General features: G+C 72.7%; 12 protein-coding genes. 11 read left to right on the plus strand and 1 reads right to left on the minus strand.

Annotated features, from left to right (window positions below; all coding sequences use genetic code 11):
- The first annotated feature begins 288 nt into the window (after window positions 1-288).
- Window positions 289-681 carry a rhodanese-like domain-containing protein gene (locus ACY0I8_RS12565; protein WP_461395023.1) on the plus strand — a complete coding sequence of 131 codons (393 nt, stop codon included), beginning with the start codon at window positions 289-291 and terminating at the stop codon, window positions 679-681.
- Here ACY0I8_RS12565 and ACY0I8_RS12570 read toward each other — a convergent pair.
- Entirely contained in the window at window positions 670-1,947 is a 1,278-nt protein-coding gene (locus tag ACY0I8_RS12570) for a tetratricopeptide repeat protein (protein WP_461395024.1), read from the minus strand. The genes ACY0I8_RS12565 and ACY0I8_RS12570 overlap by 12 nt on opposite strands.
- A gap of 158 nt (window positions 1,948-2,105) precedes the next feature.
- Between ACY0I8_RS12570 and rnhA the strand changes: the two genes are divergently transcribed.
- From rnhA to aroA, 10 genes are all read left to right on the plus strand, one after another.
- Window positions 2,106-2,777, plus strand: coding sequence for a ribonuclease HI (gene rnhA, locus ACY0I8_RS12575; protein ID WP_459941761.1), 672 nt, complete (start codon window positions 2,106-2,108; stop codon window positions 2,775-2,777).
- Between the two features lie 3 nt (window positions 2,778-2,780).
- Window positions 2,781-3,743, plus strand: a complete 963-nt coding sequence (locus tag ACY0I8_RS12580; RefSeq protein WP_459941760.1) for a nucleotidyltransferase family protein — start codon at window positions 2,781-2,783, stop codon at window positions 3,741-3,743.
- The gene (locus ACY0I8_RS12585) at window positions 3,740-4,507 is read left to right on the plus strand and encodes a segregation and condensation protein A (protein ID WP_459941759.1); all 768 of its coding nucleotides are present in this window, start codon (window positions 3,740-3,742) and stop codon (window positions 4,505-4,507) included. The genes ACY0I8_RS12580 and ACY0I8_RS12585 overlap by 4 nt, the downstream gene beginning before the upstream one ends.
- A gap of 2 nt (window positions 4,508-4,509) precedes the next feature.
- Window positions 4,510-5,100 carry an SMC-Scp complex subunit ScpB gene (gene scpB, locus ACY0I8_RS12590; RefSeq protein ID WP_459941758.1) on the plus strand — a complete coding sequence of 197 codons (591 nt, stop codon included), beginning with the start codon at window positions 4,510-4,512 and terminating at the stop codon, window positions 5,098-5,100.
- The gene (locus ACY0I8_RS12595) at window positions 5,093-5,845 is read left to right on the plus strand and encodes a pseudouridine synthase (RefSeq protein ID WP_459941757.1); all 753 of its coding nucleotides are present in this window, start codon (window positions 5,093-5,095) and stop codon (window positions 5,843-5,845) included. The genes scpB and ACY0I8_RS12595 overlap by 8 nt, the downstream gene beginning before the upstream one ends.
- Window positions 5,842-6,924, plus strand: a complete 1,083-nt coding sequence (gene pheA / locus ACY0I8_RS12600) for a prephenate dehydratase (protein WP_461395025.1) — start codon at window positions 5,842-5,844, stop codon at window positions 6,922-6,924. Before ACY0I8_RS12595 ends, pheA begins: the two co-directional genes overlap by 4 nt.
- A 267-nt stretch (window positions 6,925-7,191) precedes the next feature.
- Window positions 7,192-8,301, plus strand: coding sequence for a pyridoxal phosphate-dependent aminotransferase (gene hisC, locus ACY0I8_RS12605; protein ID WP_459941755.1), 1,110 nt, complete (start codon window positions 7,192-7,194; stop codon window positions 8,299-8,301).
- A 96-nt stretch (window positions 8,302-8,397) separates the two neighbouring features.
- Complete coding sequence (gene aroF / locus ACY0I8_RS12610; RefSeq protein WP_459941754.1) at window positions 8,398-9,423, plus strand: 3-deoxy-7-phosphoheptulonate synthase; 1,026 nt, start codon at window positions 8,398-8,400, stop codon at window positions 9,421-9,423.
- Window positions 9,420-10,277, plus strand: coding sequence for a prephenate dehydrogenase (locus ACY0I8_RS12615; RefSeq protein WP_461395026.1), 858 nt, complete (start codon window positions 9,420-9,422; stop codon window positions 10,275-10,277). The genes aroF and ACY0I8_RS12615 overlap by 4 nt, the downstream gene beginning before the upstream one ends.
- Complete coding sequence (gene aroA, locus ACY0I8_RS12620) at window positions 10,265-11,566, plus strand: 3-phosphoshikimate 1-carboxyvinyltransferase (RefSeq protein ID WP_461395027.1); 1,302 nt, start codon at window positions 10,265-10,267, stop codon at window positions 11,564-11,566. The genes ACY0I8_RS12615 and aroA overlap by 13 nt, the downstream gene beginning before the upstream one ends.
- Window positions 11,567-12,003: the final 437 nt, after the last annotated feature.

The raw sequence follows: 12,003 nt of genomic DNA on the forward strand, positions 1-12,003 counted from the left end.
CTCAGCCAACGACTGGGACTCTTCCAGCCAAGCGGACTGACGAAAACGCCCAGAGTTCCTGAGTGGTTCCGTCCATCCGGCTGAGTGCCGGATGCAGCGTAAGCCGGATGCCGCACTCACGCACGGCCGGAAGCAGGCCCCGTGCCCTCGCGATCCCCTTGCGCGCCTGTATTGACGCCGGGTTAATAGTAACCCGGGGCCGCCCCGGGGCATCCAAGCCCCGAAGCCAAGGCGATACGGGCCCGGAGCGGGTTTCTGCAGGGCTCGCGCGGGAAAGGAGTGCCGGAAATGAAAGGGCGCGGAGTTTGGGGGGCCGTCGTCTCGGGGGTTCTCGTGCTTCTATTCGCGGCCGGGGCCCGGGCCGAGGTCCGGGCGTTGGACACCCAGGACGTGCGGGCCCTTCTGAACCGGGAAGGGGCCGAGGTGTTCCTTCTCGACGTCCGGACCCCCGGGGAGTACCGCCGCGGGCACATCCCGGGGGCGGTCTTGATCCCGATGAACGAGGTGCCGGCCCGGTTGAGGGAGATCCCCCAGGATAAGAAGATCGTCGTAGTGTGCGCGAGCGGGGCCCGCAGCGCGGCCGTGGCGCGGTTCCTCGACTCCCGCGGGTACCCCTGGGTGGCGAACTACACGGGCGGGGTGTTCGACTGGGCCCGGGCGGGGCTTCCCCTAGACCGCTAGCGTCGCGGCCACCCGCTCCCACTCCGCACGGGCCGCCTCGTCCGGGAGTTGTCCCCCCGCGAGTTCGAGCATCTCCCGGGCCTCCCGGGCCCAGCCCCTGGCGTGGTACGCCTCGGCGACCCTGAGCAGGTACCACCACCCCCGCTCCGGGTCGATGCGGGCGCAGCGCTTGAACACCTCGGCGGCCCGCTCGGCGTGGGCCTCGCCCTTTCCCAACAGAATCCGGCCCAGGGGCACCAGCGCCTCCACAAGATCGGGCCGCCGGGCCAGGACCTCCCGCAGGGCTTGGAGCGCGTCGTCGGTCCGGCCGACGGCCTCCAGGGCCCGGGCCCGCAGGAGTCGGGGCTCGGGCCGGTCCTCGGGCAACGCCGCCTGGGCGCGATCGAGGGCCTCCAGGGCCGCCTCGGCGTCCCCGGCGTCGAGCCTGAGCGCCCCCAGCCGAAGCCAGGCCACCCCGTCCCCGGGGTGTTCCGCAACCCACCCCTCGAGGAGCTCGACCGCCCGGTCGGGCCGACCGCCTTCCCGGAGCCCGTCGGCCAGGTGGTGCACGGCCGGCGCGAGGTCCGGGGCGGCCTCCAGCGCCTGGCGCATCCGGTCCTCTGCCGCCTCGAGCTCCCCCGTGAGGAGATGGAGGACCCCGAACGCGTAGTGGACGCCGGGGGCGTCCGGGTGCTCGGCCTCGGCCCGTTCGAGCCAGCGCCGCGCCTCCTCGGCCTCCCCCTGCTGGAGGGCCACGAACCCGGTCCGGAAGGCATCCCCCAGTCCCTCCAGAACGGCCCGTTCCGAGGGCTCGAGCGCCTCCAGGTAAAACTCGAAGAGGTCCGCGTCGGGTCCGGTTTCGGGGAGTTCGTGGGGATCGGGCTCCGACGCGCAGGGGGCGGCACACGCACACGGGGTCGCGAATCGCGGCTGCGGGCGCGGCTCGGCCTCGGGCCGGGGGGCGATGCGGGCCTCCAGCCCCCGGATCCGGGCCTCCAGTTCGGGGTCCTCGCCCCCGAACTCCCGGGCCAGGGCCAGGTGCTCCCTCGCCCGGTCCGGATCGCCGGCGTTGAGGCACGCCCCCGCTTCCTCCAGGTTCAGGGCGGCCAGGGCCCTTCGGCACTCCCGGATCTCCTTTTCGAGGCCGGGGGGCGCGTCCGGGGCTTGGGCCGCGGCTTCCAGGTGGGAAAGGGCCTCCCCCCACCGCCCCTGCCGGGCGAGCTTGCGTCCGGTCTCGGCCAACGCCTCGGCGCCCGCTTTCCGTTTCCGAAACCACCCAAAGGCCATGGAAAGCCCTCCTGGTAGGGGAGGCGGACCTGGGCACGCCCGGGCCCGAGCTGATACACTGCACCGCCTCGTGGGGGCCCCAGGTTCCTCGGGCCCGCCGCCTCGGCGCGGGCTAGCCTAGAGGGGCGGTTCGACGCGTGTCAAACGGGGAGACGAGGGTGGCCGATACCGAACGGACGGTGATCTACACGGACGGGGCGTGCCTGGGCAACCCGGGACCGGGGGGATGGGCGGCCGTGATCGTGGAGCCCGGGAACCGGGTCCGGGAGATCGGGGGGCGCGACCCGGCCACCACGAACAACCGGATGGAGCTCACCGCGGTGATCGAGGGCCTTCGGCAGACCCGGCCCGGATCCCGGGTGCACGTGGTCACCGATTCCCGGTACGTCCACGACGGCATCTCCCGGTGGATCCACGCGTGGAAGAGGAGGGGTTGGCGCAAAGCCGACGGCGGCGCCGTGCTGAACCAGGACCTCTGGGAGTCCCTGGACCGCCTGGCCTGGGGGGAGGGCCGGGATGTCACCTGGGAGCACGTGCGGGGGCACCGGGGCCACCCCTTCAACGAGCGCTGCGACGAGCTGGCCACGGCCTTCGCCCGGGGGGAGTCGCCCGAGCTCCGAAGCGGCGATGGCGCGTGGATCGGGGGTGAGGGAACCGAGGGGCATCGGTCCTTCCCCTGCTACGTGAGCCGGGTGGACGGGGAGATCCGGCTCCACGACACCTGGCCCGAGTGCGAGGCCCGGGTGAAGGGGGTGAGCGGTGCCCGGTACCGCAAGGTGCGAAGCCCTGTTGAACTCGAGGCGGTCCTGCGGGAGTGGGGGGGGGCCTGAGCCGTGGGCGAGGAGCGGATCCGAAACGCCTTCGTGCTGGCGGCCGGGTACGGCACCCGACTCCGGCCCCTGAGCCGGGTGGTGCCGAAGCCGGCCTGGCCCCTTTTCGACGTGCCCCTGGCGGCGCGGGTTTTGGACCTCATCGCGGCCGCGGGCCTCCGCCGGGCCATCGTGAACCTCCACCATCTGCCCGAGGTGCTGCGGGCCCGGCTGGAGCCCTGGATCCCCGGGGGGCTGGACGTCGCCTGGAGCTTCGAGCCGGAGATCCTGGGCACGGGAGGGGCGCTTGCGCCCTGGAGGGAGACGTTGCGGCCCGAACCCTTCGTCTTGGCCAACGCCGACACCTACCAGGAGATCGACCTCCCGGCGATGGTGCGGGAACACGCGGCCAACGGGGCCCTGGCCACGCTGTCGGTCGCTCCCGCGGCCGGTGGCCCCCTGGAGGTGGACGAGGAGGGGCGGATCGTGCGGTTCCTCGACGCCCGGGCGCCGGGTGCCGGGGCGGGGCGGCCCTGCGAGTTCACGGGGATCCACGTGCTGGAGCCCGAGGTGCTGGACCACGTGCCCGACCGCAGATGCTGCATCAACGCCGACGTGCACCGCCACCTGGTGGCCCGGGGCGCCCCGGTGTTCGCCCACGTGTTGCCGGCGGACGCCTTTTGGAGCGATCTCGGGACGGTGGAGCGGTACCTCTCGGCACACCGGGACCTCCTGGCCCGTGGCCGGGTCCCGCGGGCGCCGGGCGAGGTGGTGGAGACGGAAGGGGGGCGCTGGTACCGGGGGACGGGGGCCCGGATCGGGGTCGGGGCCCGTGTGGGACCCGGGTGTGCCGTGGGACGCGGGGCCGAGATCGCGCCGGGGGCCCGGCTGGCCGGGAGCGTGGTCTGGCCAGGGGCCCGCTGCGGCGACGCCGTGGGGTGCGTGGTCCCGGACGTGGGTCCGGTGGTGGGGGCGCGGATCCCATGAGCCGGGACGACGGGATCCTGGTCGGCGGAGAAACCGGGTATCGGGTGCGCCTCGAGGGGTTCGAGGGGCCTCTGGACCTCCTTCTCCATCTCATCCGCAAGCACCGGTACGACATCTACGACATCCCCATCGCCCGGATCCTCGAGGAGTACCTGGAGGTGCTCGACACGATGCGGGAGCTCGACCTCGACGTGGCGAGCGAGTTTCTCGTGATGGCCGCCACCCTGGCCGAGATCAAGTCGCGGATGCTCCTGCCGAGGCCCGAGGAGGAGGAAGAGGAGGGGGAGGACCCCCGGGCCGAGCTGGTGCGCCGGCTCCTGGAGTACGAGCGGATGCGGGCGGCCGCCGAGCGCCTCGCCGAGCGGCCGCTCCTCGGCCGGGAGGTGTTCGCCCGCACGTTTCGCTCCCCGGACCTGGACGAGATAGACCGGCCCGACGCCCCGATCGAGGCCGATTTCTTTCAGCTCCTCCTGGCGTTCCGCGAGGTCCTGGCCACCGCGTCGGAGTCGTTCGCCGAGGCCGTGGCCCGGGAGCGGATCTCGATCCAAGAGGCCATGCAGGAGGTGCTCGGGCTCTTCGCCGCGAGTCCCCCGGGCCGGGGCCTCGCGTTCCGGGACCTCTTCCCCCCCCGGCCGACCCGGACCCGGGTGGTCACCGTGTTCCTCGCGGTGTTGGAGTTGGTGCGGCTGCGGGCCCTGCGGGTGGTGCAGGTGAGCCCGTTCGGGGAGATCCGGCTCTTTGCCGTTCCCGTGGAGGAGGAGTAGGCATGGATCGGGAAGCGGTGGCCCGGGTGCTGGAGGCCGTTCTGTTCGCGTCGCCCGAGCCGGTGGCGCTCGGGAAGCTCGTGGAGCTGTTCGCGCCGGAGGGGCTGGGCCGGCAGGAGGTCCTGGACGGGCTCGGGGCCCTCGGTGAGGCCCTCGGCGGCCGCGCCCTCGAGCTCCGGGAGGTGGCGGGGGGCTACCAGCTGCGCACCCGGGCCGAGTACGCGCCCTACCTGGGCCGGCTCGAGATTCCCCGGCCCGTGCGGTTCAGCCGGGCGGCCCTCGAGACCCTGGCCATCGTGGCGTACCGCCAGCCCATCACCCGGGCCGAGGTGGAGGAGGTCCGGGGCGTGGACTGCGGAGGGGTGCTCAAGGCCCTCCTCGAGAAGGGGCTTGTCCGGGTGGTGGGGAAAAAGGACGTGCCCGGCCGGCCGCTTCTGTACGGCACGAGCCGGAAGTTCCTGGAGGTGTTCGGGCTCACCTCGCTCGCGGACCTGCCCAGCCTCCAGGAGATCGAGGAGATGCTGGCCGAGGAGGTCGAGGAGGAGACCGGCGAGGGCCCGGCGGGGCCTCGGGAGCCTCCGGAAGATGCCTGAGCGCCGCGGCGAACGGCTTCAGAAGGTCATCGCGGCCCGGGGCCTCGCGAGCCGGAGAACCGCCGAGGAGTGGATCCGACAGGGCCGGGTCCGGGTGGACGGGGCGGTCGTGACCGAACTCGGGGTCCGGGTGAACCCCGACGTACAGGCGATCGAGGTGGACGGCCGGCCGATCCCGCCGCCCCCGGAGCGGATCGTGGTGGTCCTCCGGAAACCCCCGGGCTACGTGACCACCCGGTCCGATCCCCACGCCGCGGCCACGGTCATGGATCTGGTGGCCGACCTGGGGGCCTCGGTGGTCCCGGTGGGCCGGCTCGACCGGGATTCCCGGGGTGTGCTCCTCCTCACGAACGACGGGGGCCTGGTGCACCGGCTCCTCCACCCCCGGTCCGGGGTGGAGAAGGTGTACCGGGTGGAGGCGCGGGGCCGCTTCGACCCGAGGGCCCTCGAGCGGGGGGTACGGCTCGACGACGGCCCCGCCCGGGCCGACCGGGTGTGGGACGTGGAGCGTCATGGAGAAACGCTACGGTTCCGGTTGGCCCTCCACGGGGGCCGAAAACGCCAGATCCGCCGGATGGTGGCCGCGCTCGGGGGCAGGGTGGTGGATCTCGAGCGGGAGGCCTTCGGGCCGATCCGGGCCGACGACCTCTCCGAGGGCCGCTGGCGCCCCCTGACGGCCGACGAACTGGAGGCCCTCGACCGCGCCGCACGGCGGGCCGGGGGACCCGACGGGAAGACGAGATGAGCGATCCCAAGAAGCGCCTGGCCGAGCTGCGCTCGGCCATCGACCGGATCGACCGGGAGATCCTGGAACGGCTAAACCGCCGGGCCGAGCTCGCGCGGGAGGTGGGGGAGATCAAGCGGGCGAGCGGGGCGCGGTTTTACGCCCCGGGGCGGGAGGAGGATCTCCTGCGCCGGCTCGAGGCCGAAAACCCGGGGCCCTTCCCCGCGGCTGGGGTGCGGGCCGTGTGGCGGGAGATCATCTCGGCGTCGCTCGCCCTCGAGGCGCCGATGGTCGTGGCGTACCTGGGGCCTCCGGCCACCTTCACCCACCAGGCGGCGCTTCGCCGGTTCGGGGAGTCGGCCCGGCTCGAGCCCGCCCGCACCATCGGCGAGGTGTTCGAGCGGGTCGAGAAGGGCAAGGCCGCCTACGGCGTGATCCCCGTGGAGAACACCACCGAGGGGGTCGTGAGCCACACCCTGGACATGTTCCTGCGGTCCGATCTCAAAATCGTGGCCGAGGTGTACCTGCGGGTGGCCCACCACCTGCTGAACCGGTCGGGGCGCCTCGCCGACGTGGAGCGGGTGTACTCCCACCCTCACGCCGTGGCCCAGTGCCGCCGGTGGCTCGAGGAACACCTGCCCGACGTGCCCGTGTTCGACGCGGCAAGCACGGCCCAGGCCGCCAAGATCGCCTCCGAGGACCCAGGGGCCGCGGCCATCGCGGCCGAGGTGGCGGCCAAGGTGTACGGGCTCGCCGTGGCCGAGGCCCGGATCGAGGACAACCCCAACAACACCACCCGGTTCCTCGTGATCGGCCCCGACGTGCCCGACCCGAGCGGCCGGGACAAGACCTCGCTGGTGTTCGCGGTGCGGCACGAGGTGGGTGCCCTCTACCGCATGCTCCAACCCTTCTATGACAACGGGGTGAACCTCACCAAGATCGAGTCCCGGCCCATGCCCGAGGAGGCCTGGCAGTACGTGTTTTTCGTGGACCTGGAGGGGCACCTCACGGAACCCCGGGTGGAACGCGCGATCGCCGAACTGCGGGGCCGCTGCCGGTTCCGCAAGGTGCTGGGGTCCTACCCCCAGGGAAGCCCCTGACCCGGTTCGTCGCCCCGGGATCGCCTGGACGTCTGGGGGCGGCTTCGGCTATACAGGGCGCCCGTGCCGGGTGCCAGGTGCCAGAAGACAGACGACAGAGGACAGGGGACAGGGGTTCTCTGATATCTGACCTCTGAATTCTGGCCCCCGATACGGCAGCCGCTCCCACGGGGTGGGACAGCCGCTGGCGAAGGAATCACAAAGGATTTTAGCATCCTAGCGTCCTAGCCTCCCAGCGTCCCAGCGAGAAGTTACTTGGAAAATCCCATGACCGACACCGACCGTTTCGGCTCCCTCGTGAGCCCGTTCGTGCGCGAGCTGGAACCTTACGTCCCGGGGAAGCCCATCGAGGAGCTTCAGCGGGAGCGGGGCTTCGACCGCGTGGTGAAGCTCGCGAGCAACGAAAACCCCCTGGGCCCGTCGCCGCGGGCCGTGGAGGCCGCCCGGCGTGCCGCGGCTGAGGCGCACCGCTACCCCGACGGATTCGGCCGGCGGCTCAAGGAAGCCCTGGCCGCCCGCTGGGGCGTGGGGGTGGAGAACCTCGTGCTCGGAAACGGGAGCTCCGAGGTGATCGAGATGGCCGTGCGGCTCCTGGTGCGGCCGGGCTCCGAGGTGGTCGTCGCGAGCCCTTCGTTTAGCATCTACGAGCTCACGGCCCGGGCCCAGGGGGGCACCATCCGGTCGGTCCCGCTCAAAGACCACCGGGTCGATCTCGAGGCCGTGGCCCGGGCCGTCGGGCCGGCGACGGCGCTCGTGATCCTCGGGAACCCCAACAACCCCACGGGCACGGCGTTCACCGCCGCCGCGTGGGAGCGGTTCTGGAACGCCTTGCCCGAGGACGTCGCCGTCGTCCTGGACGAGGCCTACGCCGAATACGCCGACGATCCGGGGTTTCCGGACGGGGCCCGGTACGTGGGCGAGGATCGGCCGCTCCTCGTGGTGCGCACGTTCTCCAAGGCCTACGGGCTCGCGCTCCTGCGCATGGGATACGGCATCGCCCCGGCCGGCCTCGTGGACTATCTGAACCGGCTGCGGCTCCCCTTCAACGCCAACGGCGTGGCCCAGGCCGCGGCCGTGGCCGCCCTGGAGGATGGGGAGTACCTCGAGCGGGCCCGCCGGGTGAACCGGGAGGGCCGGGAACGGCTCTACGCCTTCTTCTCCCGGCTCGGGCTCGAGTACCTGGAGAGCCAGGCCAACTTCGTGGCGGTGCGGGTGGGCGACGGCGATGCCGTGTACCGGCGGCTCCTCGACCACGGGGTGATCGTGCGCTCGATCCGGAGTTTCGGCATGCCCGAATGGATCCGGGTCACGGTGGGCCTGCCGGAGGAGCTCGACCGGTTCGAAACGGCCTTCGCGGCCGTGCTCAAGGAAGGATAGCCCCCAAGGGATGGGTGGGGGCCTCGATCGGCAGGGGGGCGAGCGTCCCAGCCGCAGAGCTTTCTAGCGTTCCAGCTTCCCACGAAGGGGACCGCGATGATCATCGTGTTGCGACCGGACCACAAAGAGGAAGACCGCCTCCAGCTCGTCCAAACCCTGCGGGCCCTCGGGTTCGCGGTGCATGAGTCGAAGGGGGTGCAGCGCACGATCCTCGGCGCCATCGGCGACGAGGAGGCCCTGCGGGACCTGCCTCTGGAGTCCATGCCGGGGGTCGAGCGGGTCATCCCGATCCTGAAGCCCTACAAGCTCGTGAGCCGCGAGTTCCACCCCGAGGACTCCCGGGTGGAGGTGGGGGGGGTGACCTTCGGTCCGGGGCCGGTCCAGATCATCGCCGGGCCCTGCTCCATCGAGGACCGCCAGCTCCTCCTGGAGACGGCCCACGCCATCCGGGAGGCCGGGGCCACCTGCCTGCGGGGCGGGGCCTACAAGCCCCGCACGAGCCCCTACGCGTTTCAGGGACTGGGGGAGAAGGGGCTCGAGCTCCTGGCGGAGGCCCGCGAGGCCACGGGGCTGCCGGTGGTCACGGAGCTCATGGATCCCCGCGACACGGTGCTCGTGGCCCGGTACGCCGATATCGTGCAGATCGGCGCCCGCAACATGCAGAACTTTCGCCTCCTCAAGGAGGTGGGGAACCTGGAGAAGCCGATCCTCATCAAACGGGGCTTGGCGGCCACGATCACCGAGTGGCTCATGAGCGCCGAGTACGTGGCCGCCCAGGGGAACCGGCGCATCCTGCTGTGCGAGCGGGGCATCCGAACCTACGAGACCGCCACCCGAAACACCTTGGACATCTCGGCCGTGCCCGTGCTCAAGAGCCAGACCCATCTGCCGGTGCTCGTGGACCCGAGCCACGCCGCAGGCACCTGGGAGCTCGTGGAACCCCTGAGCCGGGCGGCCGTGGCGGCCGGGGCCGATGGCCTCATGATCGAGGTCCACGCCCGGCCCGAGGCCGCCCTGTGTGACGGGAACCAGAGCCTGAAGCCCGAGCGGTTTGCGCGGCTGGTGGAGCAGGTGGCCGCCGTGGCCCGGGCCGTGGGGCGGGGCGTGGGGGGGCGGCCATGACCCCCGGCACCCTGGCCGTGATCGGGCTGGGCCAGATCGGCGGGAGCGTCGCCGCGGCCGTGAAGGTCCACGGCCTGCCGTACCGGGTGCGGGCCTGGGACCGGCGGGCCGCGGCGGTGGGCATGGGCGCCGAGCGGGGGTGGGTGGACGAGGCGGCCGCCGGACCGGTCGAAGCCGCCCAGGGGGCCGATCTCGTCGTGCTGGCGGCGCCGGTTTCGGCCGTGCGCCGGCTCCTGGGGGAGGTGGCGCCGGCCCTTCGCCCCGGGCAGGTGGTGACCGACGTGGGAAGCACCAAGGGGTCCATCGTGGCCGAGGCCGGCCGGGTGCTCCCCGAGGGGGTGGTGTTCGTGGGCGGGCATCCGGTGGCCGGCACCGAGCGCTCCGGGATCGAGGCGGCCGACCCGCGGCTGTTCGACGCGCGGCCGTGCGTGCTGACCCCGCTTCCGGGGGCGCCGGAGGAGGCCGTGCGGCGCGTCTCGGATTTTTGGACCGGCCTGGGGGCGCGGGTGGTCACGATGGACCCCGAAGCCCACGACCGGGTGTTTGCCTGGGTCAGTCACCTGCCCCACGTGCTCGCCTACACCCTGACCTGGGCCGTGCTGGAACGCCTGGACGACCGGGCCCTGGGTCTTGCCGGCCCGTCCCTTCGGGACTGGACCCGGGTGGTGGGGAGCCCGCCGGCCCTGTGGCGGGACATCTGCCTCGAAAACCGGGAGAGCCTGGCCGAGGCGATCCGGGAGTTCGAGGCGGAACTCCAGGCGGTGCGCCGCCGCATCGAGACCGGGGACGCCGCGGCCCTGGAAACCCTGTTCCACGGGGCCAAAGAGGGGAGGAGCCGGCTGTGGACCGTGTGAGGGTGGCCCCTCCGGGGCCCTTCGACCGGGAACTGCGGGTGCCGGGGGACAAGTCCATCTCCCACCGGGCCCTCCTGTTTTCCGCCCTGGCCGAAGGGGCCTCGCGGATCCGGGGGCTCCAGGCCGGCGAGGACCTGCGCTCGACCCGCCGGGCCCTGGAGGCCCTCGGGGTGTCGATCCGGGACGAGCGGGAGGTCGTCGTGGTGGAGGGCCGGGGCATCGGGGGGCTGCGGGAGCCCGAGGACGTGGTGGATTGCGGGAACTCCGGCACCACGATGCGGCTCCTGGCCGGCATCCTGGCCGGCCACGGGTTCCTTTCGGTTCTCACGGGCGACGCGAGCCTGCGGCGCCGGCCCATGGCCCGGGTGCTCGACCCCTTGCGGGAGATGGGTGCCTTGGCCCTGGGCCGCGACGAGGACCGGCTGGCGCCGCTGGTGCTCCGGGGCGGGAGCCTCCGGGCCCTCACCTGGACCCTGCCGGTGGCGAGCGCCCAGGTGAAGAGCGCGGTGCTCCTCGCCGGACTCCACGCCCGCGGGGTGACCTGGGTCGAGGAGCCCGCCCCGTCCCGGGACCACACCGAGCGGATGCTGGCCGCCCTGGGGGCCGAGGTCCTGCGGGAGGGGAGCCGGGTGGGGATCCGGGGGCGGACCCCCCTTCGGGCCGCCGACTGGCAGATCCCGGGCGACCCCTCCTCGGCCGCCTTCTGGGCGGCGGCGGCGCTCCTCGTGCCCGGGGCGCGGGTCCGGGTGCGGGGGGTGTGCCTCAACCCCACCCGGACGGGGTTTTTCCGCCTTCTCCAGCGGATGGGCGCCCCGGTGGAACTCCGGGAAACCGGGGTGGCCGGCGGGGAGCCGGTGGGGGACGTGATTGTCGAGCACGGCCCGCTGCGCGGCGTGGAGGTGGGGCCGGGGGAGGTGCCGGCGGCGATCGACGAGTTTCCGGTGCTGGCCGTGGTGGCCGCCCGGGCCGAGGGCGAAACGGTGGTGCGGGGCGCCGAGGAGCTGCGCCACAAGGAGTCCGACCGGATCGGCACGCTGGCCCGCGAGCTCCGCAAGGCCGGGGTGGACGTGGAGACCTCCCCGGACGGGTTCCGGATCCCCGGGCCGGCCGCGCTTCGGCCGGCCGCCTTCGAAAGCCACGGCGACCACCGGCTGGCCATGGCCCTGGGGGTGCTGGGGCTTGCGATCCCAGGAGGGGCCGAGGTCGACGGGGCGGACGCGGCCTCGGTCTCGTACCCGGCGATCTGGGACGAACTCCCCGGGGCCGAACGGGTGTCTTCCCGGGGGTGACCCGGCCGGAGAGGTCGAAGATTCTTGAGAGCTCCGTAGGCCGCGAGGCTCGGCCTGTTTGCAAAAACAATAACTTCCGTCTCGGCCACACGGTGCGCCGCGGCCGTCTGGGCCACGGGACCGACGACCGCGAGACCGGCGACCGACGACCGAAGTTACTTGGAAGCTTCGTAAGCCGCGCGGGGCGCGGCCTGTTTGCAAAAACAATAACTTCCGCCTCGGCCACACGGTGCGCCGGGGCCGTCTGGACCACGGGACCGACGACCGCGAGACCGGCGACCGACGACCGAAGTTACTTGGAAGCTCCGTAGGCCGCGAGGCGCGGCCTGTTTGCAAAGACAATAACTTCCGCCTCGGCCACACGGTGCGCCGCGGCCGTCTGGACCCTGGGACCGCAGACCGCCAGACCGGCGACTGTGGACCGAAGTTACTTGGAA

The organism is Deferrisoma sp. (genome assembly GCF_054681715.1).